Consider the following 24,363-nt stretch of genomic DNA (forward strand, 5'->3'; position numbering starts at 1 on the left):
GATTCTCTTCTACAAGGACAGCTCTTTATGCCTTCACCGGTGTCCGTACTTTTTGTCTGCTTGGGCAACATTTGTCGATCGCCCACGGCGGAAGCTGTGTTTCGCCATAAAGCGAAAGCGTTGGGCGTTGAGGTTCATATTGATTCTGCAGGAACGCATGGCTATCACATCGGCAAAGCGCCAGATAAACGCTCGCAAGACGCTGGCACGTCGCGCGGTTATGACTTTTCCGGCTTAGCCTGTCGTCGTGTGGATGACAGCGATTATGAAAAGTTTGATTACATCGTCTGTATGGACCATGAAAACATGCAGAATTTAAAAGAGCGTTGCCCGCCAGAACATCAACATAAACTGCATTTGTTTCTCAATTTTGCAGATAGCGAATTTGATGAAGTACCCGATCCCTACTACGGCGGAAAGCGCGGCTTTGACTTAGTGTTGGATCTCATAGAACAATCATCTGACGGACTGCTGGCTAAACTGAGGGAGTAGGGTGTTGCGGCGACGTTCTGTGTCATCCCCGCGCATATTGTTGTTGCTGGGTGGAGCGATCGGGGTTACTACCCTTGCCATATTTGCCGCAGTGGGCAGCGATATCGATGATGCGTCACTGCGTCAGCATGTTTTTTTACAGCTCACCTTGCCGCTGGTGATCAACGCCATGTTGGTGGGGTTTGCCTTGTCAGCCAGCGCAGCCTGTCTGCAAGTCCTATTGAACAACCCGCTGGCCGACCCGGGTATTATTGGTATTAGCAGTGGTGCAAGTTTGATGGCTGCGCTTGTACTTCTCACTGGCATCGCCGGGCAACTGGCCTATTTGAACTATGTGTTGCCTCTAGCGTGTTTCATGGGGGCTTTGTTTTCGACGCTACTGATTTATCGCGTAGCGCAGCGAATGCCAGCATCGCCGGTCGCCGTGATCCTTGCAGGTATCGCTATCTCGACGGTGTGTGGTGCGATAATCGCGTGGTTGTACTATTTTGCTGATGCTCAAGCGCTGAGGAATTTAACCTTTTGGTTGATGGGGAGTTTGCATCAGGCGGATGCCGCATTATTGGTGGTTGCTGTGCCACTGATCAGCGCAGCACTGATATATATTTTAAGCAACCTTTCGCATCTCAATCGGCTCTATCTCGGTACGGATGCTGCACGCGCCGCCGGAACCAATGTTTCTACACTGAACAAACGTTTACTACTGGCGTGCGCCATTGCGGTGGGCGGTGCGGTGTCACTGGCCGGCTCGATTGCGTTCGTCGGGTTGTTAGTGCCTCATCTGTTACGGTTATTATTGGGCTACAATAATCGGCTCATTGTGCCTGCGGCGGGTTTGTGCGGAAGCCTGTTAATGCTACTCATTGCGCTTGCGTCGGAAAGCTGGGCAGTGACTACGCTACCCGTATCCATGCTAACCGCAACCATCGGTGGCCCATTATTTATCCTCGTGCTGATGCGCGGTCAATTTCGCCTCTCAGCCTGATATGAGAGGTTAACGGGCCATGACAATGAATCCATCTTACAAGCCTCCTTGCCTCGCGCTAGAGAACGTGCAATGTGACAATCGTCTGCAGGATATTTCTTTTACAGTGCGAAGCGGGCAGTGTGTTCATGTAGTGGGCGAAAACGGTGCTGGAAAAACCACCTTGTTACTGGCGATGGCTGGGTTGCTCAACAACGGCACTGAGGGGCAAATTAAACTTAATAATGTCGATCTGCGTCAATACTCTTTGGCACAGTTAGCTACGTCGCGCTGTTTTCTTTCCCAACAGGTCAGCTGCCAGTTTGACCTGACAGTTGCTGAAATATTGCACTTTTACACCGAAGTGGCACGTATCCCTGCGGAGATTGAAGATGCGCTGGAACTGTCGCCGCTACTTGCGCAGTCACTTTTACAACTTTCCGGCGGTGAACAGCAACGCGTGCACATCGCGCGCTGTTTGCTACAGATTTGGCCAGCCATTCAGCGCGGTGAAGGGGTCTTGTTATTAGACGAACCGCTACAGAGCCTGGACGTTGCGCACCAGCAGTGTCTACTCCAATTACTATCGCGTCTTGTCGCGCAGGGCAATGTGGTCGTCATGAGCTGCCACGATGTGAACACCAGTTATCATCACGCCTCACATGTCGCACTGCTCCTTAACGGTCAGATGATTGCCAGTGGTCAAAGCAAAAGTGTACTGACGCCCAACAACCTGAAGACCACGCTAAAGTGTGATTTTCATCTGATTTATTCCGAAAATGCATACGAATTCTTGCTTCCGGTAGTCAACAAGCCTTAGCAGTCTGTGGTAGGCTCTCATGCTTGACATAATTTGGATGGAACACCCTCAATGAGCGAATGGCGGCCTGATAGCTGGCGCAAAAAACCGATACTGCAACAACCTCGTTACGATGACCAAGTGCATCTTGCCTCTGTGGAGCAAAAACTGTCGACTTATCCGCCGCTGGTTTTTGCCGAAGAGACCCGACAACTGCGTAAACAGCTTAGCGATGTCAGTTTGGGCAAGGGCTTTTTGCTACAGGGCGGTGATTGCGCTGAGTCATTTGATGAGTTCAACGCGCCTAAGATCCGCGATACGTTTAAGGTACTACTGCAAATGGCTATCGTGCTGACGTTTGCTGGTCGTTGCCCTGTGACTAAGGTGGCGCGCATGGCGGGGCAATATGCCAAGCCGCGTTCATCGGATGAAGAAACCATCAATGGCGTCACGTTACCCAGCTATCGCGGTGATATTATCAATAGTTTTGAATTCACGCCTGAGGCACGTAGACCTGATCCGAATCGCTTATTTGATGCTTACCATCGCAGTGCCTCAACGTTAAACTTGTTGCGCGCGTTCGCGCAAGGCGGGCTGGCGGATTTACATCAGGTTAATCGCTGGAACATGGCGTTTGTGGAAAACAATCCACTGAAAGAACGTTATCATGACATGGCTGTGCGCATTCAAGACACGCTGGAGTTTATGGATGTTATTGGCATCAATGCCAACAATAGCGGCACGTTACACGAGACTTCTTTGTTTACCTCGCATGAAGCTTTGTTACTCAACTATGAGCAAGCGCTGACGCGCATCGATACCCTCACGGGTAAACCTTATGATTGTAGTGCACATATGGTATGGATTGGTGAACGAACCCGCCAGCTCGACCATGCACATATCGAATTTTTCCGAGGCATTCACAATCCGATTGGTGTCAAAATCGGCCCTAGCATGCAAGGTGACGAACTCATTGAACTGATTGACGCGCTTAATCCGTTAAATGATCCCGGTCGACTGACGTTGATCACCCGTATGGGCGCGGATAATTTAGCGGAAAAACTGCCCGCGCTACTGCGTCGTGTCAAACAGGAAGGGCGGCACGTTGTGTGGAGTTCAGACCCCATGCACGGCAATACTTTTAAGGCCAGTAGTGGTTATAAAACCCGTGATTTTGATGCGATACTGAAAGAGATCCAGCAGTTCTTTGCGGCGCACGAGTCTGAAGGTACGCACGCTGGCGGCATCCATCTTGAGATGACCGGCCAGCACGTGACTGAATGTACTGGCGGCGCATACAAAATCAGTGATGATGACTTGGCACAGGCGTATCAGACTCAGTGTGATCCGCGCCTCAACGCCGATCAAGTGCTTGAAATGGCATTCCTCGTGGCTGATCACCTTAAAAAAGGTCGTTAATCCTGCTTCTGCTGCGCTGCCCACAAGGCAGCGTAGTGGCCTTGTCTGGCAATCAAGTCTGCGTGATTGCCTTGCTCTACGATCACACCCTTATCCAATACGATAATCGTGTCTGCATCGACGATGGTGGATAGCCTGTGCGCTATCATCAGACTGGTGTGGCCTTTGGCGATATCGCGCAGGGCACCGAGTATCGCTTGCTCTGATTGAGAATCAAGCGATGATGTGGCCTCGTCAAAAACCATGATAGGCGGGCGTTTAAGAATCGTGCGGGCAATAGCAACACGTTGTTTTTCGCCACCGGATAACTTCAAACCACGCTCACCCACTTGCGTGTCGCCTTTTTCCGGCAATGACTCAATAAAACGCTGTAAGTGTGCTAACTGGATCGCCTCATCGACCTCAGCGTCACTCGCATCCGGTCGTCCATAGCGAATATTTTCAACAATACTGTCATTAAACAGAACAGTATCTTGCGGCACAATGCCTATGTGTTTGCGTACGGACGCCTGCGTGGCTTCATGTATTGATTGTCCATCAATCCGAACCACACCGCTGGTTGGGTCATAGAAGCGGAACAGCAGCTTGACCAGTGTTGATTTGCCTGAACCACTTTCGCCCACAACTGCTACTTTTGAACCGGCTCTGACAGTAAACGACACACCCTTAATAATCGTGCGGTTGGCTTGGTAACCGAAGGTCACGTTGTCAAATTCGATACTGCCATTCTGTACGGTCAGCGCAGCGGCATGAGGTTTGTCCGTGACGGTAGGCGCTTTATCAAGAAGCTCGAATAAGTTTTCAATGTTGGCTAATGAACCGCGTATTTCTCGATACACAAAGCCTAGGAAATTAAGCGGCATGAAGATTTGCATAGTAAAAGCGTTAATCAACACGAAATCACCAATTGTCATACTGCCATCGGCCACATTAAACGCAGCCATCGCTAACATGCTGGTCATCGCGACAGCAATAATCAAATTCTGACCGCCATTCAGCGCCAGAAGCGACAATCTGTTTTTACGCCGAGCGTTTTCCCAGTCGGCTAAGTTGCTGTCATAGCGTGTGGCTTCATAATGTTCGTTATTGAAATATTTAACCGTTTCATAGTTGAGTAAGCTATCCACTGCTCGCGTGTTGGCGGTATTGTCGGCACGATTTAGTTCGCGAACATATCGTGTACGCCAATTGGTCGCTTTGACGGAAAACAGGACATACAGCACAACAGCCGTAAGGATGACCGCTGCAAATTGAACGCCGTAACTCACAAATAGGATCCCCACAACCAATACAATCTCGAGCAGAGTTGGGCCAATGTTAAACACCATAAACCGCATCAGAAAACTAATGCCACTGGTGCCGCGCTCCATATCACGCGACAAACCGCCGGTTTTGCGGTTAAGATGAAAATCAAGCTCAAGACTGTGCAGGTGTTTGAAAACTGTCATACCCAGTCGACGCATGGCTCTTTCGGTGACGCGACCAAACAAGGTGTCGCGTATTTCACCGAACAATACATTGGCAAGTCGTAGGGCCCCGTAAGCAATGATCAGCGCTATTGGAATAACCAACAACTGCTCTTCAGTACTTTCCATATTGAGATCATCAACAATATGTTTGAGCACAAACGGAAGCCCGATACTGGCGAGCTTAGCGGCGACTAAAAAAAACAATGCGAGCCAAACGCGGCGCTGAAATTCAAGCAGGTAAGGCCACAACTTTTTAAACACATGCCAGTTGACTGGTTTATCTTCGTCGTTGAAAGTGCGAGAACCGCGCATTAGATTCCTGTGGTCTTGATAATTGATGGTGTGACTCGTGGGGGTAGTATGCCATAAATTAGGTTAGACATAATTCCATCTAGCAATTTGGGCTATTTCCGAGTATCCATATCTAGGTTCTGAGTGTTAGATTAATGTGCCTGCAGGCTGGTCTCAGTTCACATATTCTGCAAAATATAATGAATCTTTTCTGACATTTCTTTGTCATTGCCATACAGCGAAATCGGGAAAGTCATTACGTCGCTCAACGCTGACACTTCTCCGACTTTGTATCTATCCCGTAATTCGTCGACTTTAATTTGTTCGCTCTTCAAATAAAGCAGCATTATGTTTTTAGCTCTATCAAAATATTTGATCTCATCAATACTTTCAAGAGCCTCAAGCAATTCCTGATTTGAGTATTTGTTATAGTCGGGTTCCATATTCATACATCCCATTGTTCTCTCCTTTCAATTATCGATATGTCCGGCCGCCCGCGTGCCTACGCGAAGTATGCTTAGTGCATGCAGTCTGTATGCTAAATTAAAATGGGAGTGTGCTAACACTGCCTGAAAGGACAGAGATCAACGATCACCGGTTACGACTATTTTAATAGATCAGCTTTCTCGAAGAATCTTGTAACAAACTCCGGGTATTCACTGATGATAAAATACCCTATGGTAGTGTGAAAATAATTGGAGGTGTTCATGCGAGACTTACAAAAATTGGTCGGTGGCTTATCTAAAACGGGTGCGCTCAGCGGATTTCTAGGCGGCGTTGCCGGCGGAGGCTTAACCAGTATGGTCGCCAGTAAGAAGGGTCGCAAGGTTGGTGGCAAAGTCGTGAAATACGGTGCGTTGGCTGCGGTAGGTGGCTTAGCTTGGAAAGCCTATCAACAGTACTCGCAGAATCAGCAGCAAGGTCAACCATCACCAACATCTCAGGCACACCCGCATCACGCAAACCAACGAGATATTCCTGACCCCGGTACGTACTCAACCTCCGGGCGTTTATCGTCTGACACTTACACACCCGACCCACGCCGCAGGGGTGTTAACCAGCCCGACCATCGACAGCAAAGCCCTGCTCAGCAGTTTGACTTTACCCCGGCGCGCTTGAACCAGCAGTCTTTTGATGAAGTGGTTGAGGACAATGAATCGGGACAAATGCTGCTCATGCGCGCTATGATTGCCGCCGCCTATGCTGACGGACACATTGATGAAAGCGAGCGTCAGCGTATTTTCGAGCAGGTTGACCAACTGGATTTGTCCGTCAACGAAAAAGCGCTACTATTCGATGAGTTGCGCAAGCCGCTCAACCTCGCAGAACTGATTAATCAGGTACCTGATGCACAATCTGGCATCGAAGTGTACGCGGCAAGCGCCAGTGCAATCGATTTGCAGCAACCCGCTTCGGCGGAATACCTAGATGCGTTGGCCAATCAACTCTGTCTGCCGAATGAACTGGTGAGCAACATACATCAACAATTGCAAAGCACCTGACGCCCACGCTATAGTGGTCAGCGCAAAATTCGAACTCCGAGCCTGCTCACCTACGTTAACTAAATAGGGTGTGCAGGCCAGCAAGGTAGTGTGTCCTTGCGAGGGTTGCCTGAGAAATTAAGCAGCCTCCCACCAAAGCGAAAGCTTTAACTTGGAAAGGTGTTTAATGTGTTGAACGATTCATTTGGGCGTCGATTTCATTATCTGCGCCTGTCCATCACTGATGTGTGCAATTATCGGTGCGATTACTGCCTGCCTGATGGTTACCAAGGTGGCAAGCCGAGTGGCTTTCTGTCACCCGCGGAGATTGAAACCGTTGTCGGCGCCTTTGCCAGTTTAGGTACGCATAAAATCCGGCTGACGGGCGGCGAGCCCAGTCTACGCAAAGACGTGCCAGACATTATTCAGCGTATCCATGCTCACCCAGACATTCATCATATCGGAATGACAACCAATGGCTTTTCATTGGAAAAATCAGTGGATACCTGGGCGGACTGTGGTTTGGATTCGGTCAATATCAGTATCGATAGTCTTGATCCCAAAATGTTTAATGCGATCACTGGGCACAATCACCTTCCTCAGATTTTACGCGGTATTGATAGAGCCTTGAGTCTGGGAATAAAAGTGAAGGTCAATGTGGTTTTGATGAAGACCATTAACCACTCAGCATTACAGCGTTTTCTGGCGTGGATAAAAGCTCTGCCGATCACGCTTCGATTTATTGAATTAATGCAAACTGGCGATAATCAGCGTCTTTTTGACCGCGAACATGTGTCGGGCCAGCCCATTAAGGCCCGTCTGCTAGAGGATGGTTGGCTACCTTTTCTGCGTGACAAAGCCGCAGGGCCAGCCGAAGAATTCTATCATACTGAATCTGCGGGTCGAATTGGGCTGATCATGCCTTACAGCAAAGATTTTTGTGCCAGCTGTAATCGTTTAAGGCTATCAGCAACGGGAAAATTACACTTGTGCTTGTTCGCCGAGCAGGGCCTAGACCTGCGAGATACCATTCGTGCGGGCGACGTTGACGCACTTGCCTCTCAGCTCGAGCAGTTGCTGGGAGATAAGCAGGCCAGTCACTATTTAGATGCCGGCTTTACCGGTGCAACCCAGCATCTCGCAATGATTGGAGGCTAATTTGATCACACCATCGAGCCGACTCACTTTTCGCATGTTAAAACCTTTTGCAGACGCCGACTTATTATATCGTTTGGATCAGGATCCCGAGGTTATGCGGTTTATTTCAGGCGGCAAGCCGACGTCGTGGAGCGACATAACGACTGTATTTTCGCCGCGCCTCGCTGCGTATATAAACTCCGCGAAAGGCTGGGGCTTATGGGGCTGTTTTAGTACTGATACAGAGGATTTTATCGGCTGGGTATTGGTAAGGCCCATGGGTTTCTTTGACGAACACAAACTGTTCGACTCGTCTCAGTGCTTGCGTGACATCGACATTGAATTGGGCTGGCGATTTAAGCGCGCTGCCTGGGGTAAGGGTTTCGCAACAGAGGCTGCTGCACATATCATGAAAAGCCTGAACGACCTGCATGGATACCGGCAGTTCAGTGCGGTAGCTTTACCGCAGAACAGCGCGTCCATAGCCATTATGAAGAAATTGGGTATGCGCTTCATTTCTCGTGGCCTGCATCGTGACCCATTAGGAGACATGCAGCTCGATACCTATTCCATTGAGCATTGATCACAGAGCGTGCTACTCTAAGCGGCTAGTGCAAGTTCACCCTATATCACCGTCTTAATGAGCTTATGAACTCGTTCGTTCCTGAACAGCCTGTGTGGCAATGCCCTGCCTGCCGAACTCCGCTGCACTTGTCACAACGACAATGGCGCTGTGAGAACGGTCATTGTTATGATGTTGCTAAACAAGGTTATGTCAACCTGCTACTCGCTCAGCAGCGCAACAGCAAAGCGCCGGGTGATAACAATGACATGATCATGGCACGTCGTGCTTTTCTCCAAGCGGGCTATTATCAACCGCTCGCGGATACGCTGTCAGAACTGTTGATTAACTTAGCGCCAAAACCGCTACGACTGTTTGATGCCGGGTGTGGCGAAGGGTATTACTTGGGTGAAATCGCAAAACGCCTGGATCGCGAAAGCATTGAATACAGTTTACAGGGTATCGACATCTCAAAACCGGCGGTACAAAAAGCCGCTAAGCACCATAAAGTCGGGGCATTTGCCGTCGCGAGCTGTTTTAACATTCCGTTACCTGCCAGCAGTCAACAGGGTGTTGTGCAAGTGTTTGCGCCCAGTAGCCCGGCGGAAATTAGGCGGATTTTAACTGACGATGGCGTGTGGCTGGTCGCAGAGCCGGGCGAGCGTCATTTGTATGCGCTAAAAGCGAGTGTGTACGATCAACCCGAGCTACACACACAAACAGACGCGGCGCCAGAAGGGTTTGAACAGATCGCGCACCGCCAAGTCGCTTTTGACTTCACACTTGCAACGGCTGAGCAGCGTGAGAACTTATTAATGATGACTCCGTTTTACTGGCAGATATCGGAAACCAAGAAACAGCGTTTGCTGAAAACGTTGTCGCTCGTAGGCGCTGATTTCAGTGTACGTGTGTACAAACCTAAATCGGTTGCTCAATAAACTTCGTGGATCTCAAATCGAAATAAGAATACCCGCAAAGGTCAACACGCTCTACTAAAGGAGATAAATTTCCTATCAAGTTTTAGCGTCGTCAGGCGGAGTTGCTAATCCCGAATTCAAACGGGTATGACACGCATGATGATTATCGTTATGGCGACATGTAGCGAGTGTTAACGCAGATAAAAAAACGCGGCTGACAAGCCGCGTTTTTACATGTTTACATAAAATTAGAGCTGCTTACGCTCTTATTTGTCCTGTGCCTGCGACAAGATATTTTTCAGTCGTCAGTGACTCTAATCCCATAGGGCCATAAGCATGCAGTTTGGTGGTAGCAATACCAATTTCGGCACCTAGTCCTAATTGGCTGCCGTCGGAGAAACGCGAAGACGCGTTGACCATGACCACCGAAGCGTCGACGGCGCGCTGGAATTTTCGTGCGGCGTCGGTATTTTCGGTCACGATAACCTCAGTATGGTTACTCCCAAAACGGTGAATATGCTCAAGTGCAGCATCAAAATCATCCACGGTGCGCACGGCGATTTCAAGGTCAAGATATTCTTCGCCAAACTCGTCCTCCTGCAACGTATGTGCATTTTTGAAATAGCTGGCAGATTTTCCGCAGGCATTGATCGTTACATTATGTTTGCCCAGCATGTCGGCTGCCATTGGAAGGAACGTATCTGCGACGTCTTTGTGCACAATCAGGCCTTCCAGCGCATTACACACACCGGTGCGTTGCGTTTTTCCGTTTTCGAGGATATCCAACGCTTTGTCGAGGTCCGCCTCTTTATCAACATACAAATGACACACACCTTTAAAGTGCTGGATAACAGGTACTTTACTGTTGTCAGTCACGAAATTGATCAGGCCTTCACCGCCACGTGGGATGATCACGTCAATGTAATCGCGTTGTTCCATCAGTTCCATCATGTGGCTGCGATCAGGGTCGGGGATCACCGAGATAAGCGCTTCAGGCAACTTGTGTTCTTTCAATACACCTTGTAAAAGTTCTGCAATAGCAAGGCTACTTTTCAGCGCTTCTTTACCACCACGCAAGATAACCGCATTGCCAGACTTAAAGCACAGTGCGCCGGCGTCAGCGGTCACGTTCGGGCGAGCTTCATAAATCATACAAACTACACCCAGTGGTACACGCATTTTACTGATTTTGATGCCATTGGGGCGCGTGCCGAGATCGCGCTCAGTGCCGACAGGGTCGTCTAACGAGATAATGGTTTCTATCCCTTCAGCCATGGCTTCAATACGCTCGTCATTGAGCGTTAAGCGGTCAACCATTGATGCGGCCAAATTGTTTTTCTCCGCTTCGGCAAGGTCGAACTTATTCGCCTCTACAATGGCATCTTTGTTGTTTCGTAGCGCGGTTGCCATGTCACGCAATACTGCGTTTTTTGCTGATTCATCGAGCACAGCGAGCGTTTGAGCCGCTTTGGCGGCTGATGCTGAAATTTCCGTAATCAAACTCATTGCTTCTCCAAAATTGCGATATTCTTAACTGATAATATTGGCCCAGTGGTATCCTGAAAATCGTCTGCGAACTTTTTGTCGGGCTGTTCAGCAATAAAATTGAGCAAACAGCTACTGTAGTTCGACTTTGCTTTGGCCAACTTCGTACCGTCGTCTTTGCGCACTAACACTGTGTCGCCGACGTTGAATTGTCCGTTAACTTCAATAATACTCGCGCCAGTAAGTTCTTCACCTTCTTCGGTTAGCGCCGAGTCGAAGTCATCATCCACAACCAACTCACCCTGCGCGTTTGACGTGTGTGTCATCCAATGCTGATGCTCGTTCATTGGCGCAGCGTGGGGTTTAAAGTGCGTACCAGGATTATTGCCCGCAAGCAGTTGGTTAAAAGACAACTCTGTAAATCCATTAATAATGAAGGTATCAATTCCGTGTGAAACCGCTTTTTCGGCAGCCTGAATTTTAGTTTTCATGCCGCCCGTGCCCACATCACTCACTGCACCACCTGCCATATCGTAAATACTTTGATCGATATGCGTTATGGAGTCGAGTAATTTTGCGTCATCATGCTTATGTGGGTTTTTATCGTATAAACCATCTACATCAGAACAAATAATTAGCGCGTCTGCATCGCACGCAGCCGCCACCATGGCAGACAAGTTATCGTTGTCACCCACCTTTAATTTGTCGGTGGTGATGGTGTCGTTTTCGTTGACAATCGGCAAGATGCCAGACTCCACGAGCTTATCAATGGTGGTGCGAACACTCACGTAACGTTCACGATCACGCAAATCAGCGTGAGTGAGCAGGATCTGCGCAGTGGCGAAATCAAACAGTTTATCCCACGTGGCGATCATCTCAGTTTGACCGGCAGCAGCCATTGCCTTCTTGATCGGCAATGTTCTCTCTTGCTCAGCAAATAAATGCGCGCCAGCAGCGACAGAGCCTGAAGAGACCAGAACAACTTCAATCCCTTTTTCTCTACAGCGCAAAATAAAATGCGCGATGCTCAACAAATAGTGGCTACTACAGCCGTTCTTCTCTGGTGCAATCAATGCACTGCCGCACTTAATAACGATGCGTTTCCAGTTGTTTCTTTCCACAATAACCTCGGTTAGTTTATGAATTCTGTGACAAAATTTTATGTGTACGATTAAATAATTTTTGTGTTTCGGGCGAAGGCGCCTTATCAATGGCGCTGACCACGACTATGGCGATACTGCTTATAATAAAGCCGGGTACGATTTCATACACAATGCTGCTCAGTGACGCGCCATCGGCGAGTACCGGTGCATAAATCCAGAATAAAACGGTGACTGCGCCAGAAATAATGCCTGCGATTGCGGCATTGTGCGTCAGGTTGGATTTATACAAACTAAACAGTACTAGAGGACCAAAAGCAGCACCGAAACCAGCCCACGCGTTGCTGACTAGGTTAAGGATGCTGTTATCGCTATCTAACGACAGCAACAGCGCGACAATGGCGACACCGGCAACGCCAAGTCGACCAATCAACACGGATTTATCCGCAGCATTTTCTTTATTCTTGTTAAACACAAGATACAAATCTTCAGTCAGCGAACTCGCTGAAACCAATAGCTGCGAAGAGATTGTGCTCATGATTGCTGCCAAAATAGCAGCCATTAAAAAACCACTGATCAGCGGGTGGAATAAAATCTCAGAAAAGATGATGAAAATCGTTTCTGGATCAGCGACCGGAAAATTAAACTTGTTCGCATAAGCAACGCCAACCAATCCGGTGCCCAATGCACCGATAATCGTTACAAGCATCCAGCTCATGCCGATATTTCTGGCCGTTGCCACCGCTTTCACGGAGCGGATCGCCATAAAGCGCACAATAATGTGGGGTTGACCAAAATAACCCAAACCCCACGCCAAACTGGATACGATGCCCAACGCGGTTACCGTCTCAAGACTGTTCGAGAACGTGGGTATCGTTTGCGTTGCGAATTCGTTCATCTGCCCAAAACTATCAAAATTCTGATAAGCGACAATGGGCACGAGCACAAGGGCAATAAACATAATGCAGCCCTGAACGAAGTCGGTCATGCTCACCGCTAAAAAACCGCCTAATAACGTATAGCACACAACGACACCCAGCGTGATAACGAGACCAAGGTGATAATCTATACCGAACGCCGATTCAAACAGCTTACCGCCGGCGACTAAACCGGCAGACGTATACAGGGTGAAAAACATCACGATGATAACGGCTGATACAATCCGTACATTCTGATTATTTCCATCGAAACGATTGGCAAAAAACTCAGGTACGGTCAAAGAATCGTGAGCAACCTCCGTGTAGACTCGCAGTTTTGGTGCGACAAGTAGATAATTCAGTAGCGCACCCAACAATAAGCCCAAAGCAATATAGATAGTTTCATAACCCGCAATGAACATAGCGCCCGGCAAGCCCATCAACATCCAACCACTCATGTCTGATGCGCCCGCGGAGAGCGCAGTCACTTGTGGACTAACTTTGCGGCCACCGAGAATATAACCGGACATATCGCTTGTTGACGTCTTATACGCAAACAAACCAATACCAAGCATGGCGATAAAATATGTCGCGATTGATATCCACTGCAATGTATCCATGCGTAAACAAACCCCTTAGTGCGCTCACTTGATCAGAAAAGAAGTGACGCTTATTAAATTCAAAACTAATAATTAGTGTACGAATCATATTGTGCCTTATTTTATGCTGATTGATCAAGTTTCAGTACTAAAAAACAATAATTTACATCTAATTAACATGGGTTTAATGAGCTTGGGCTGTTAAATGCGCACAGAATGTTTTACGCTATAAAAGTAATTAGGGTTAAAATGTTTAGTCTTGAAATAAATATGCGGCGGAAGTGATGTAAATTAGCCGTCGTTAGTGTTTCGGTGAGTGAGCGCGGGTTTATTCATTGGTGTGGTAACGCAATAAAGCTAAACGAATGAATTGACACTTCGATAATGGCAGCAAAAATGCCGGTGCTTGAAAGCGTAAGAGGAATAGTAAACGATGGAACAATGTAATGACTTATTGGTGTCGCTGAGGCGCGTCATCCGAGCGATCGATCTATATTCAAAAAAGCTCAGCAAAGAAACCGGGTTAACCAGCCCGCAACTTCTGGTGCTTCACCAGATCCAAGCAACGGATGGTGTGTTGGCATCTCACATCGCCGACGCCATCAATTTAAGCTCGGCAACCGTGACCAGCATTCTTGACCGCTTGGAAAGCCGGGGGTTCGTCACCAGAGAACGTTCGAAAGAAGATAAGCGCAAGGTGATGTTGCACCTGACAGCACAGGGTGAAAGTGCCTTGCTTGAATCGCCCCAGCCATTGCAAGCACATTTTATCCGTCGCTTTGAGCATCTTGAGCAATGGGAGCAAACCATGATAATCGCCTCAATGCAGCGAGTCGCCAATATGATGGATGCTGATGAACTGGACGCATCACCCTTGTTGCAGGTGGGCTCAATACAAACTCGCGCCTACTAACTTCTCTTACACCACATCTTTTAGAAAGCTGCGCACGTTGTGATAACGCTGTTCTTGATCGGCGTTCAGGGTGCCATTTTCGATGGTCAAAATGCAATTTTTAATTAATTTGGGGGCGTTTGCGGTTACGCCAAATTCCTTTATTTCAGCCGCCGTGGCTTGCAGCAAATTTAATGCGATGGACGGGTTTTTTGGCATGACGGTAAACGCTTGTCTAAACACGGTCAGAGCCTGCTCTATTTCACCTTTTTCATAGTGCTTAACAGCCTGGTTGTTGAGCTCTTTCGGACTTGTTTGGATGGCCGTTTTCTCGATTTTCTCCTTTTCGACATAGTGCATAAATAGATCGCCTTGTTCAGCGTTCTTGCGGCAGCGTATTTCAATGGCGTCGAGCATATGTAAAGAGTGCTCGTGCAATCCCACTTCATGAAATGCTTTGGCTTTATCCAGCAAACCTTCAATCGGCTCTGAATCCCAGCTGTCGTTGCTCAATTGGCTTAAAAGTGCCTTGGCGTTCTCCGTTTCGTCTTCAAGATACATTAAGCGAGCATTGATGACTTTGACTTGATCTTCAATATCGGCTTTGGGAAACGAAGATTTTAGTTGCCGCAAGTATTCCGTGGTTTGTTTGATCAGTTTATGTGTTTGCGTTTCATCCGCGGTCATTGCAAAGTCGATCCCCGCCCGGGCAACGGTCAAATAGTTCTCCGGCTTATCGTGAATAGAATTCTTAGCGAATTTTACGATACGCTTCGCTGCATCGAACTGCGCTGCATAATCATGCACGATGCGTGACAAATCCAATGCGGTTTTGTGCCTGCGAATATTGCGTGGTGATACTTCAGTGGCAACAACCACGCTCTCCAGCGCATCATCAAATTCGTGCTGTTTGATTTGCAGCGCTGCGAGTAAATCATAAGCTGCCAGTTTACAGTCTGGTTTGAATGCCAACGACAAGATTAATTTCTCGGCGTCGTCGTCGCGGTCCAGTTTAATTAAACAACGCACCAGGCCCAATTGAGCCCACGCAAACGCTTGCACGTTGAGAATGGCAGAATAGAATTCACTGCCTTGCTGATGAAAGCCGCATCGTTCAAGCAGTTCGCCTTTGGTTCTCAGGGCAAGCGGAAAGAATTCTGAGTTAGACGGTTCGCTCAAAAAGTTTTCTAATGCAACGAGTGCTTTCTCTGGCTTATCGCGTTCCATCAATTCATAAATAGGCTTTAGCGCTTTTTTTCGCATCAGTACGCGCGAAAGGCGGGTGTCCAGTTCGCGCACCGTAAAGGGCTTGGCGAGAAAGTCATCAGGCTGTAGCTCTACAATGCTGTGCACAATGTCGGGCGTGGTGTCTGCGCTAATAAACACAAATGCCGTACTGGGCGCGATGTCACCGTCAGCTTTGAGTTGATCATAAAGGTAGTAGCCATCTTGCTCGTTTTTAAGATCGTACGAACAAATGATCAAATCAAAATGCTCTCTGCGCACAGTTTGCATCGCGTGAGAAACCACATCACTGTAATGAATATTGTCGAAGCCCAGCTCTTCCAGCGAGTACTTCATATAGCCTTTTGCCAGTGCCTGATCGTCGATAATCAGCACTTTGGACTGTCGCGCGAGTTTTATATTCATAGGCTGATGATTTGTATTTCCTTAAAGAGTTATCGCACGATTACGCTGAATGTTGAGCAAATAATTGCGTGGCCTCAACCGCTTTTCGCCATCGCGTGAGCAATGCTTCGCGGCGTTCGGGTGTCATGGTAGAGGTGAAGGTTTTGTCAATCGGATTTTGTTCACACAGTTGCTCTGTCGTTTCATACAACCCTAACGCTAAACCCGCCAAATACGCAGCGCCAAGCGCGGTTGTTTCCATCACGTGCGGGCGAACCACTGGCACCGATAAAATATCGGCAAGGTAATCGCATACCCAGTCATTGGCCACCATCCCGCCATCCACACGCACCGATTCAATACCGATACCGTCGTGTTCCATGGCGGATAGCAAATCTTTGGTTTGGTAACAGACGGATTCAAGTGCTGCACGTGCCAAGTGAGCTTCGGTGGTGGCACGAGTCAGGCCGAATACACTGCCGCGGGCACGCGGATCCCAATAAGGCGCACCCAAACCCGCAAAGGCGGGCACCAATACCACACCGTGACTATCTTCAACGGTTTTTGCCAACGCTTGTGTTTGCTTGGCATGATTAATCACCTTTATTCCGTCGCGTAGCCACTGCACCGCTGCTCCGGCAATAAAAATCGAACCTTCAATCGCGTAATGCGTTACACCGTGAATAGAGTAGGCGACAGTGGTGAGCAACTGATTTTGCGAAAACAGAGGTTTATCACCGGTGTTCGCCAAGGCGAAACAACCTGTGCCATAAGTACTTTTTAAACTCCCACTGGTAAAGCAACACTGTCCAATCATGGCGGCCTGCTGATCGCCTGCCACACCGCGTATGGGTAGATCGAAGCCAAGTACATCGTACTTCGCTGTTCCAAAGTCGTCTGCGCTTTGGCGGATTTCGGGCAATATCTGGGGAGGCACATCAAAAAACGCCAGCAACTGCGCATCCCAGTTCAGTGATGTCAGGTTCATGAGGTTGGTGCGGCTGGCATTAGTTGAATCCGTGGCATGCACCTCACCGCCGGTTAAGCGCCAGATCAAAAAGCTATCGATGGTGCCAAAGGCGAGTTCTCCGCGTTCTGCACGAGCTCTGGCGCCCTCTACATTGTCTAGGATCCAGGCTATTTTGGTGGCAGAAAAGTAGGGATCTAAACGTAATCCAGAAAGCTGAGATACATCAATATTCTGGGTGACTGCGGCAGCTGACAATCGCTCGCACTCTGTGGCAGTGCGCCGGTCTTGCCATACGATGGCGTTATATATCGGTTTACCCGTCGCCCTGTCCCAAATCAGGGTGGTCTCGCGTTGATTGGTGATGCCAATTCCGGCAACCGTGACGCCTTCGTTCTTCGCCTGATTCAGCGCTTGTTGGCATACCGCTAATGTGGCTGACCAGATTTCCTCGGGATCGTGTTCAACCCACCCATCATTGGGGTAATGTTGTGCGAACTCCTGCTGGAAACTACACACGATCCGTGCATCCTGAGTAAAGATGATGGCACGGCTGGACGTGGTGCCTTGGTCAATGGCTAACAATGCTGTTTGGGTCATACTCTGCTTCGCTTGATTGTGTGGCTACAATACAAGCATAAAATCAAAGCGTTGGGTAGCAAAACGGTCATCTTACGAATCGCTCACTAATGTAAATGAGCGATAGGTTTTGTTCTGCTGTGCTGGTTAGCTTCTTTCACGGCTTTCAGCATGGCGTTCAGCGTATCTCGATCATAATAGCGGCCATTACTGATCACCGATGCAATTGAACCGGTATTGCGAATGTCGTCCAGCGGGTTGGCATTAAGAATGACAATGTCGGCTTGATAGCCAGGTTTAACGCGACCACTTTTTATGCCCATCCAGTCAGCGGGTGTAGCGGTAGCTGAGCGCAGTGCCTGAGCTGTTGTAAGGCCAGCCCTGTTGAGTGACATAAGCTCCTGATGCATTGAAAAACCAGGCACCATAACGGGGACATTGGCATCAGTGCCCGCCATGATTTTCACGCCATGGGTATTCATGGCACGCAGCAAAATATGGTTGGCGGTGGCGTAAGCCTGCCAGTAGCGCTGATTACCAGCCACTTTATCGTCGGGGTAATTTTCGGGAAGACGGTAGATATTGACATCCGGTAACCATCCCATAACGCGTATGGAAGGAAATGTTGATTCAGCGATACCGGGATTTACATAAGGAAGTTCTACCGTTTTCAGGGCAGCTTCAACACTGGCTTTTTGTTCTGCAAAGGTTTCTATCAAAGAAACGGTGGTCATCACTGCCATTTGAGACGAGGCTAGCTGTTGCGCCACGGCGTCGCTTCGGCGGGCGACAAAGGCTAAAAATTCGTCAGTGTTGTGCCGCGTGTAACCCCCAAATTCGCGATCCAAGGCTTTCACCAGCTCTTCGATATGGGCGAGTTCATTCAATTCAGAATGCCAAACGTCTTCAAGGGTTAAAGCACTCGGGATATGGCCTAATAGTTTAACCTGCTGAAGGCGCGCTTGTTGATCAAACGCCTCGAAATGAGGCTTAGTGAGGTGCGTATAAATTTTAATCGCGTCAAACCCTTGTGCCTTGATTGAGCTGACATGCTCCGCAATGTCGTCAACATCGTGTACTGGGTTCATTTTCGCCGTCCAACGATGGAACCAACCAGCATACACACCATGGCTGTTGTGCCGGCGTGTGGCGACAAACAGATCTGGCCCCGGTCTGCCTCCAGCAATATCCGCTTTCCATTGCAGATGCTCTTCACTGCCATTGAGCTCTTTGACATGAGTGACACCATTCGCCAAATACAACATCAGGTCATTCGGACTTTGCCACAAATGCACGTGTGAATCAGTCAGGCCCGGTATAACGAATTGCCCTTCAGCATCAATACGTTGAATGTGACTGGGCAAATCTATGTGTTCCGCCACGGCGGTAATGTGGCCGTTTTCAATCAAAACCATCTGATCCGATAAAAACGTTTCTCCATCAGCAGAGAGGACATTGGCATTCATTATCGCCAATGGTGCTTGAGGGCGTGCAAAGGCAGAAGCATCAACTTCATCCGTGTGCGCCCCCCAGTATTGATTGCTCTCATAATTTAGTGCCAGTGCAGACAAGCCTGTCATTACAACAATAACAATACCTACCGTGAGCAGTATTTTCTTCAACGTGGTCATAAACGTGTGCCTTCAATAATGTGAAAGCTCAAGCCTAGTTACATCAGGGGGTAGCGTCTGGTCGATTTATGAAAAATGCTGGTCGATTATAGCGTGCTCTAGCTTATTCACGCTGTTTTGCGCGATATTCTGTCGGTGTGATCCCTTCCTGTTGTTTAAACGCGCGGTTAAATGGCGGTAACGAGTTAAAGCCATGATTCAGTGCTATTGTCAGAATCGGGATGTGTGCATTGTCGCTGCGGCGTAATGCGTGTTTGATGGCATCAATCCGCTGCGCATTAATGTAATGACTAAAGTGGGTAAAGCCTAGTTGTTGGTTGATAAATGCGCGTAATCGTGTCGGACTCACGCCAAGCCGTTTCGATAGTGTTGAAATGGTTAGTTGGCCATCAAGATACGCTTTATCCTGTGTCATGGCGTCATCGAGCTGACTTTGTAGTTGTTGATCGCGGTGACTCAGTACGGCGGTGTTTTGACTTTGTTGCTGAAACGTCAATGCCGTAGGGCTGATATTAAAAAGCCAATAGGCCATCAGGAGCAGCGTCGGCCATAGACTGATCGCGACGACAGAATGTTGCTGCTCAGGCATAATGAACGACCCAAGCACGATGGCAATAACGATACACACGGCAAGGGTAACCACGACATAAGTGCGGGATAAACGACGTTTATCGATAAGATCATCGTGTCGGCCATGCCACGTTTCCCACAACATATGGCTCACCAGACCAAAAGCAGTGATGGTGATCAACAGAGGCCACCACCGAGGTAAACCCGGCAGCCACCCAAAATACACCATTCGCTCAGCCAGCATCAAACCGCTTACCAACAGCAGAATAAGCATGTGACTGCCACGCACACGAAAATCTTGTGCATACAGCGACAGCGTGAATAACCAGGTGATGGGTAAAAGCGTTGTGTCAACCAATCGCAAGCCAATGCGCAGCTCATCAGGAAGCGGAACCCCTGACGGTGTGGCGCCGAGGTAATGACACAACAGGCTCAGGTTGGTGAAAATTAAGAGCCAGAAAGACGTTGTGCGGCGCAAATCACGAAATGCCAGTAGCATGATCAATACAATCATGCCAACAGCAGTAAAACGAAACAGAAGGTCTACGAATAACATCATGCAATCCTGAAGCAAACTGACAACAGCGCTTAGCGACGTTATCACAGCGCCCGTGGTTTATGCGAGGGTAAAGATCAACGGGCCTTGGCCAGTGATGTAAATGCCTGCAAAAAAGGTGGGTTATCTCCGTGTTTGCGTGTACCCAGATAGATTGATTTTTGAATGCCGTGTTCACCTAGACTGACGGCTTTAATTGGTATAACCGGCGCGTACTGGTTCACAAGCCAGCGCGGCAATGCGGCGACCCCACGGTTTGCTGCCACCATATGCAACATAATTTCGGTAGTTTCGATAATTTTGTGCCGCTTCACACTGCCGCCCACTGGGGTTAAAAACCGGCTGAAAATATCCAGACGACTTTGTTCGACAGGGTAGGTGATCAATGTTTCATCACGCAAATCCATCGGTTCGACAAACGCCCGGTCGGCCAGTTTGGCATGTGCAGATACTGCCAATACATGCTCATAATCGAACACAGGTTGGTAGTCAATTTGCTCATGATGTAGAGGATCAGGGGTGATAATAAGATCAATATCAAACTCTAATAATGCACCCAGTGCACTAAATTGAAACTGTTGACGCACATCAACATCGATATCAGGGTACTGTTGAATGTACGGCTTGATCACCGTTAACAGCCACTGATAACACGGGTGGCATTCCATACCAATGCGCAACGTACCTCGTTCACCTTTAGCAATCTGCTGCAATTGCGTTTCAACGTGCTCAAACTGCGGCAATACGCGTTTGGCAAAACTCAGTAGCAACTCTCCTGACTGGGTTAATTGAACTCTGCGCCCACTTTTGTTCCACACCTTAATCGCAAACTGCTGTTCGAGCTTTTTGATGGCATGGCTTAGCGCCGATTGCGTCAAACACAGTTCACTGGCGGCCTCTGTCAATGTACCCGTATGAGCAATAGCGTGAAGAATGTGCAAATGCTGACGATCAATCATAAGACGAGCCGTGATCTTGATAACTAATTCGATGAATTTAATTCATTGTTTAATGAAAATAAACCATTATTTCTAATTGATTAGCCGCGATAGGATGCCTCATCACTTAACTGAGGGACGTATAGATGGCTAAAATACATAATTTGGGGTTTCCTCGTATCGGCAAAAATCGCGAACTGAAACGCGCACTCGAAGCGTATTGGAGCAACCAATGTAGCGAAAAGGAACTCAATCGTGAGGTGGCCGCCCTACGCGAGCAACAGTTGTCGGCGTTGGAGTCCTTAGACTTCGCACAAGTCGGTGATTTTTCGCTGTATGACCATGTGCTCGACATGAGCTTTCTGTTGGGCAATGTGCCAGACAGAGCGGGAACGAGTGAGCACGAACTGGATCGCTATTTTCGCATTGCACGCGGTCGCGCTTCCGCGCAGGATTGTTGCGCTACCCATGCCGGTGAGATGACGAAATGGTTTGATACTAACTATCACTACATTGTGCCTGAATTTTCATCGACAACTCGCTTCGAACTGCAGGCTGACTCACTGCTTCAACAGATACGTGACGCTCGCGGGCTGGGGTTTGAAGTCAAACCAGTGCTAATTGGACCGCTGACCTATTTGCATTTAGGGAAGGTGACTGACGATAGCCAGAAACTGGATTTGCTGGATGATCTGCTCACGCAATACAGCCAATTGCTGGCGCGATTGAACAAGGCGGGTGTGCAGTGGGTGCAAATCGATGAACCGGCGCTGGTCACGGAATTGAATGCGCAATGGCAAATGGCGTACAAATATGCCTATCAACGCTTAAGTGATAGCCCAGTGAATGTGCTACTGACGACCTATTTTGGCGAGCTGGCTGGCAATCTCGATCTCGTGTGCTCTTTACCGGTTGAGGGCGTGCATATCGACGCTGTGAGAGCACAACACGAGGTCGACATTCTCGCCGAACGTTTAGATGCGTCGCAGGTGTTGTCGGTGGGCATTGTGGATGGCCGCAATGTCTGGCGTACAGACCTTGCGCAAGCGCTAACGCTACTGCGCCCGATTGCGCAGCGAAAAGGTGAGAAACTCTGGGTCGCGCCGAGCTGTTCATTATTGCATTGCCCGGTTGATGTTAACGCTGAAACAGACATTCACCCTGAAATAAAGCCTTGGCTTGCGTTCGCAGAACAGAAGTTAGAGGAACTCGCCATTTTGAAGCTTGCGCTCAATAAGCAACCTAATAGTCACGCGCCATTGGACGATGAATTGACGATCGCGCTGGCTGAAAACGCGCGAGTTATCGAAGCTCGTCAACGCTCGCTTTTGGCCAACAACGCGGATGTACAGGAACGTGTTGCTAAGGTTGATGTCAGTTGGTTGGCTCGCAACAGCAACTATGCGACGCGTATTCAGGCGCAGCGAGCCATTCTGAAACTACCGCCGTTTCCTACCACAACGATTGGCTCCTTCCCGCAAACCCAAGCTATTCGGTCTGTTAGACGTCGATTTTTATCAGGTGCTATGGATGAGCGCGCTTATCATCAGGCACTGGAGGGCGTTATACAGGAAACGATCCAGCAGCAGGAAGCGATTGGATTGGACGTACTCGTGCACGGCGAACCGGAACGCAACGACATGGTCGAGTATTTTGCGCCATTCCTTAACGGTATGCTCACGACCCAATACGGTTGGGTACAGAGTTATGGCTCTCGCTGTGTAAAGCCGCCGATTATTTATGGGGATGTCAGTCGCAAGGGGAGTATGACAACACGCTGGATCGAATATGCCCAATCGCTCACCAGTAAACCGGTTAAGGGGATGTTGACTGGACCGGTTACCTTGCTGAACTGGTCATTTGTGAGAAACGATCAAACGCGGGAAGCCACTGCAAAACAGTTGGCATTGGCCGTTCGTGAAGAGGTTGCTGAACTTGAAGCGGCGGGAACCCGAATAATTCAAATTGATGAAGCTGCGCTTCGGGAAGGGTTGCCGTTAAAGTCATCTGAGTGGCAAGCTTATCTACATTGGGCCGTCGATGCATTTCGGTTGTGTGCCAGCGGTGTAGCAGATACCACCCAAATTCACACGCACATGTGTTATTCGCAATTCAACGATATCCTGCCTGACATTCAGCGCATGGATGCGGATGTGATCACCATTGAAACCTCGCGTTCCCAGATGAAATTGTTAGAGGCATTTAAACGCTTTCAATACCGAAACGACATCGGCCCTGGCGTATATGATATCCACAGTCCAAATGTGCCGCAGATTGAAAGCATTCAGCGCTTGATTGAGACAGCGGCGTGCTCTATTCCTCGTGAGCGACTTTGGATAAATCCCGATTGCGGTTTAAAAACGCGCGCGTGGGCAGAGGTGCTTCCGGCTTTACAGAATATGGTGCAGGCCGCGCGAGCGTTACGTAACAACAGCGTTGACCTTGAGGAAGAAGAACTCACGCTGATTGACTAACAAGGGGGTTAGGCAACATCGACAGGTTGTGGCTTTTCACAGGGATTTTGTTCATACTATTAGACTACATTGGGTACGCGGCTAAATGCCGCGTGGTCGAAACAGGCTGGGATGGGTAAGGCGTGAAACGCATTTTCGTTGACATCATCATGGTGATAGTTTTGCTTGGCGCACCGCTAAGTGAATCGTTTGCGGCTGCGCAAACACCCTGTAGTGACATGATGATGGCAGACGCGTCGGACAAAACAATGCCTGCCAACATGATGCATAGTCACCATGACATGATGGAACAAAATGCAAGCCCTCAAGGCGACGAATGTTGTGAAAAAGACTGTTGTTGCCCTGTCGGCGTGTTTCATGCTGCCTTGTTGTCGGATCCTCCTCAGGGTTCGGCACTGAACATCGCTTCCAGCAGCTTCGGCTATAATCCTTCGTTACATCACATCTTTTTAAGCGCTGCTCAGCGCCCTCCGAAACACACGCTCAGTTAACAGG

At 48.7% G+C, this 24,363-nt stretch carries 21 protein-coding genes and 1 riboswitch; of the genes, 11 read left to right on the forward strand and 10 right to left on the reverse strand.

Annotated features, from left to right (window positions below; genetic code table 11):
* Nucleotides 1-27: 27 nt before the first annotated feature.
* Genes KIU71_RS14530 through KIU71_RS14545 form a run of 4 tightly spaced genes read left to right on the forward strand, consistent with a single transcriptional unit; the run spans nucleotide 28 to nucleotide 3,674 of the window.
* Nucleotides 28-492, forward strand: a complete 465-nt coding sequence (locus tag KIU71_RS14530; protein WP_214132018.1) for a low molecular weight protein-tyrosine-phosphatase — start codon at nucleotides 28-30, stop codon at nucleotides 490-492.
* Between the two features lie 4 nt (nucleotides 493-496).
* Nucleotides 497-1,477 (forward strand): FecCD family ABC transporter permease, encoded by a 981-nt coding sequence (locus tag KIU71_RS14535; protein ID WP_250207526.1) that lies wholly within the window; start codon nucleotides 497-499, stop codon nucleotides 1,475-1,477.
* 19 nt (nucleotides 1,478-1,496) lie between these two features.
* A complete protein-coding gene (locus KIU71_RS14540) occupies nucleotides 1,497-2,276 on the forward strand; it encodes an ATP-binding cassette domain-containing protein (protein ID WP_214132020.1) in 780 nt (259 codons plus the stop codon).
* 51 nt (nucleotides 2,277-2,327) lie between these two features.
* Nucleotides 2,328-3,674, forward strand: a complete 1,347-nt coding sequence (locus KIU71_RS14545) for a class II 3-deoxy-7-phosphoheptulonate synthase (RefSeq protein WP_214132021.1) — start codon at nucleotides 2,328-2,330, stop codon at nucleotides 3,672-3,674.
* On the opposite strand, the gene KIU71_RS14550 is transcribed toward KIU71_RS14545, so the two are convergent.
* The gene (locus KIU71_RS14550; RefSeq protein ID WP_214132022.1) at nucleotides 3,671-5,455 is read right to left on the reverse strand and encodes an ABCB family ABC transporter ATP-binding protein/permease; all 1,785 of its coding nucleotides are present in this window, start codon (nucleotides 5,453-5,455) and stop codon (nucleotides 3,671-3,673) included. The two genes, KIU71_RS14545 and KIU71_RS14550, sit on opposite strands and share 4 nt — an antisense overlap.
* Nucleotides 5,456-5,613: 158 nt before the next feature.
* Nucleotides 5,614-5,883, reverse strand: a complete 270-nt coding sequence (locus KIU71_RS14555; protein WP_214132023.1) for a hypothetical protein — start codon at nucleotides 5,881-5,883, stop codon at nucleotides 5,614-5,616.
* Between the two features lie 258 nt (nucleotides 5,884-6,141).
* On the opposite strand from KIU71_RS14555, the gene KIU71_RS14560 reads away from it, so the two are divergent.
* The 4 genes from KIU71_RS14560 to KIU71_RS14575 all read left to right on the forward strand — a co-directional run bounded on the left by KIU71_RS14560 (nucleotide 6,142) and on the right by KIU71_RS14575 (nucleotide 9,552).
* Nucleotides 6,142-6,936 (forward strand): tellurite resistance TerB family protein, encoded by a 795-nt coding sequence (locus tag KIU71_RS14560; protein WP_214132024.1) that lies wholly within the window; start codon nucleotides 6,142-6,144, stop codon nucleotides 6,934-6,936.
* A 22-nt stretch (nucleotides 6,937-6,958) separates the two neighbouring features.
* Nucleotides 6,959-7,115: riboswitch (molybdenum cofactor riboswitch) on the forward strand.
* Complete coding sequence (gene moaA / locus KIU71_RS14565; RefSeq protein ID WP_214132025.1) at nucleotides 7,105-8,073, forward strand: GTP 3',8-cyclase MoaA; 969 nt, start codon at nucleotides 7,105-7,107, stop codon at nucleotides 8,071-8,073. It overlaps the preceding riboswitch by 11 nt.
* A gap of 1 nt (nucleotide 8,074) precedes the next feature.
* On the forward strand, nucleotides 8,075-8,635 hold the full coding sequence (locus tag KIU71_RS14570) for a GNAT family N-acetyltransferase (protein ID WP_250207527.1): 561 nt from the start codon (nucleotides 8,075-8,077) through the stop codon (nucleotides 8,633-8,635).
* Nucleotides 8,636-8,700: 65 nt separating this feature from the next.
* The gene (locus KIU71_RS14575) at nucleotides 8,701-9,552 is read left to right on the forward strand and encodes a putative RNA methyltransferase (RefSeq protein WP_250207528.1); all 852 of its coding nucleotides are present in this window, start codon (nucleotides 8,701-8,703) and stop codon (nucleotides 9,550-9,552) included.
* A gap of 237 nt (nucleotides 9,553-9,789) precedes the next feature.
* Here the strand turns inward: KIU71_RS14575 and KIU71_RS14580 are convergent, their stop codons facing one another.
* The 3 genes from KIU71_RS14580 to putP are packed head-to-tail and all read right to left on the reverse strand — an operon-like array spanning nucleotide 9,790 to nucleotide 13,653.
* Nucleotides 9,790-11,037 (reverse strand): glutamate-5-semialdehyde dehydrogenase, encoded by a 1,248-nt coding sequence (locus KIU71_RS14580; RefSeq protein WP_214132026.1) that lies wholly within the window; start codon nucleotides 11,035-11,037, stop codon nucleotides 9,790-9,792.
* The gene (gene proB, locus KIU71_RS14585) at nucleotides 11,034-12,137 is read right to left on the reverse strand and encodes a glutamate 5-kinase (protein WP_214132027.1); all 1,104 of its coding nucleotides are present in this window, start codon (nucleotides 12,135-12,137) and stop codon (nucleotides 11,034-11,036) included. The genes KIU71_RS14580 and proB overlap by 4 nt, the downstream gene beginning before the upstream one ends.
* Nucleotides 12,138-12,153: 16 nt before the next feature.
* Complete coding sequence (putP, locus tag KIU71_RS14590; protein ID WP_214132028.1) at nucleotides 12,154-13,653, reverse strand: sodium/proline symporter PutP; 1,500 nt, start codon at nucleotides 13,651-13,653, stop codon at nucleotides 12,154-12,156.
* A 412-nt stretch (nucleotides 13,654-14,065) separates the two neighbouring features.
* Between putP and KIU71_RS14595 the strand changes: the two genes are divergently transcribed.
* Entirely contained in the window at nucleotides 14,066-14,545 is a 480-nt protein-coding gene (locus KIU71_RS14595) for a MarR family winged helix-turn-helix transcriptional regulator (RefSeq protein WP_214132029.1), read from the forward strand.
* 6 nt (nucleotides 14,546-14,551) lie between these two features.
* Here the strand turns inward: KIU71_RS14595 and KIU71_RS14600 are convergent, their stop codons facing one another.
* From KIU71_RS14600 to KIU71_RS14620, 5 genes are all read right to left on the reverse strand, one after another.
* Entirely contained in the window at nucleotides 14,552-16,174 is a 1,623-nt protein-coding gene (locus KIU71_RS14600; protein WP_214132030.1) for a response regulator, read from the reverse strand.
* 40 nt (nucleotides 16,175-16,214) lie between these two features.
* The gene (glpK, locus tag KIU71_RS14605) at nucleotides 16,215-17,720 is read right to left on the reverse strand and encodes a glycerol kinase GlpK (protein WP_214132031.1); all 1,506 of its coding nucleotides are present in this window, start codon (nucleotides 17,718-17,720) and stop codon (nucleotides 16,215-16,217) included.
* Nucleotides 17,721-17,806: 86 nt separating this feature from the next.
* On the reverse strand, nucleotides 17,807-19,330 hold the full coding sequence (locus tag KIU71_RS14610; RefSeq protein ID WP_214132032.1) for an amidohydrolase family protein: 1,524 nt from the start codon (nucleotides 19,328-19,330) through the stop codon (nucleotides 17,807-17,809).
* 103 nt (nucleotides 19,331-19,433) lie between these two features.
* A complete protein-coding gene (locus tag KIU71_RS14615; RefSeq protein WP_214132033.1) occupies nucleotides 19,434-20,459 on the reverse strand; it encodes a helix-turn-helix domain-containing protein in 1,026 nt (341 codons plus the stop codon).
* Nucleotides 20,460-20,533: 74 nt separating this feature from the next.
* Nucleotides 20,534-21,415, reverse strand: coding sequence for a LysR family transcriptional regulator (locus KIU71_RS14620; protein ID WP_214132034.1), 882 nt, complete (start codon nucleotides 21,413-21,415; stop codon nucleotides 20,534-20,536).
* Nucleotides 21,416-21,540: 125 nt separating this feature from the next.
* Here KIU71_RS14620 and metE point away from each other — a divergent pair, with 125 nt between their 5' ends.
* Nucleotides 21,541-23,868 (forward strand): 5-methyltetrahydropteroyltriglutamate--homocysteine S-methyltransferase, encoded by a 2,328-nt coding sequence (gene metE, locus KIU71_RS14625; RefSeq protein ID WP_214132035.1) that lies wholly within the window; start codon nucleotides 21,541-21,543, stop codon nucleotides 23,866-23,868.
* A gap of 122 nt (nucleotides 23,869-23,990) precedes the next feature.
* Entirely contained in the window at nucleotides 23,991-24,359 is a 369-nt protein-coding gene (locus tag KIU71_RS14630; protein WP_214132036.1) for a hypothetical protein, read from the forward strand.
* Nucleotides 24,360-24,363: the final 4 nt, after the last annotated feature.

It is taken from the genome of Alteromonas oceanisediminis (assembly GCF_018474025.1).
Classification (GTDB): Bacteria; Pseudomonadota; Gammaproteobacteria; order Enterobacterales; family Alteromonadaceae; genus Alteromonas_E; species Alteromonas_E oceanisediminis.

Bases quoted from the DNA above. Each gene is read 5' to 3' on its own strand.
- KIU71_RS14530 (WP_214132018.1), top strand. From the start codon at position 28: ATGCCTTCACCGGTGTCCGTACTTTTTGTCTGCTTGGGCAACATTTGT.
- KIU71_RS14540 (WP_214132020.1), top strand. From the start codon at position 1,497: ATGACAATGAATCCATCTTACAAGCCTCCTTGCCTCGCGCTAGAGAAC.
- KIU71_RS14545 (WP_214132021.1), top strand. From the start codon at position 2,328: ATGAGCGAATGGCGGCCTGATAGCTGGCGCAAAAAACCGATACTGCAA.
- KIU71_RS14550 (WP_214132022.1), bottom strand. From the start codon at position 5,455: ATGCGCGGTTCTCGCACTTTCAACGACGAAGATAAACCAGTCAACTGG.
- KIU71_RS14555 (WP_214132023.1), bottom strand. From the start codon at position 5,883: ATGAATATGGAACCCGACTATAACAAATACTCAAATCAGGAATTGCTT.
- KIU71_RS14560 (WP_214132024.1), top strand. From the start codon at position 6,142: ATGCGAGACTTACAAAAATTGGTCGGTGGCTTATCTAAAACGGGTGCG.
- KIU71_RS14575 (WP_250207528.1), top strand. From the start codon at position 8,701: ATGAACTCGTTCGTTCCTGAACAGCCTGTGTGGCAATGCCCTGCCTGC.
- KIU71_RS14580 (WP_214132026.1), bottom strand. From the start codon at position 11,037: ATGAGTTTGATTACGGAAATTTCAGCATCAGCCGCCAAAGCGGCTCAA.
- putP (WP_214132028.1), bottom strand. From the start codon at position 13,653: ATGGATACATTGCAGTGGATATCAATCGCGACATATTTTATCGCCATG.
- KIU71_RS14595 (WP_214132029.1), top strand. From the start codon at position 14,066: ATGGAACAATGTAATGACTTATTGGTGTCGCTGAGGCGCGTCATCCGA.
- KIU71_RS14600 (WP_214132030.1), bottom strand. From the start codon at position 16,174: ATGAATATAAAACTCGCGCGACAGTCCAAAGTGCTGATTATCGACGAT.
- glpK (WP_214132031.1), bottom strand. From the start codon at position 17,720: ATGACCCAAACAGCATTGTTAGCCATTGACCAAGGCACCACGTCCAGC.
- KIU71_RS14610 (WP_214132032.1), bottom strand. From the start codon at position 19,330: ATGACCACGTTGAAGAAAATACTGCTCACGGTAGGTATTGTTATTGTT.
- KIU71_RS14615 (WP_214132033.1), bottom strand. From the start codon at position 20,459: ATGATGTTATTCGTAGACCTTCTGTTTCGTTTTACTGCTGTTGGCATG.
- KIU71_RS14620 (WP_214132034.1), bottom strand. From the start codon at position 21,415: ATGATTGATCGTCAGCATTTGCACATTCTTCACGCTATTGCTCATACG.
- metE (WP_214132035.1), top strand. From the start codon at position 21,541: ATGGCTAAAATACATAATTTGGGGTTTCCTCGTATCGGCAAAAATCGC.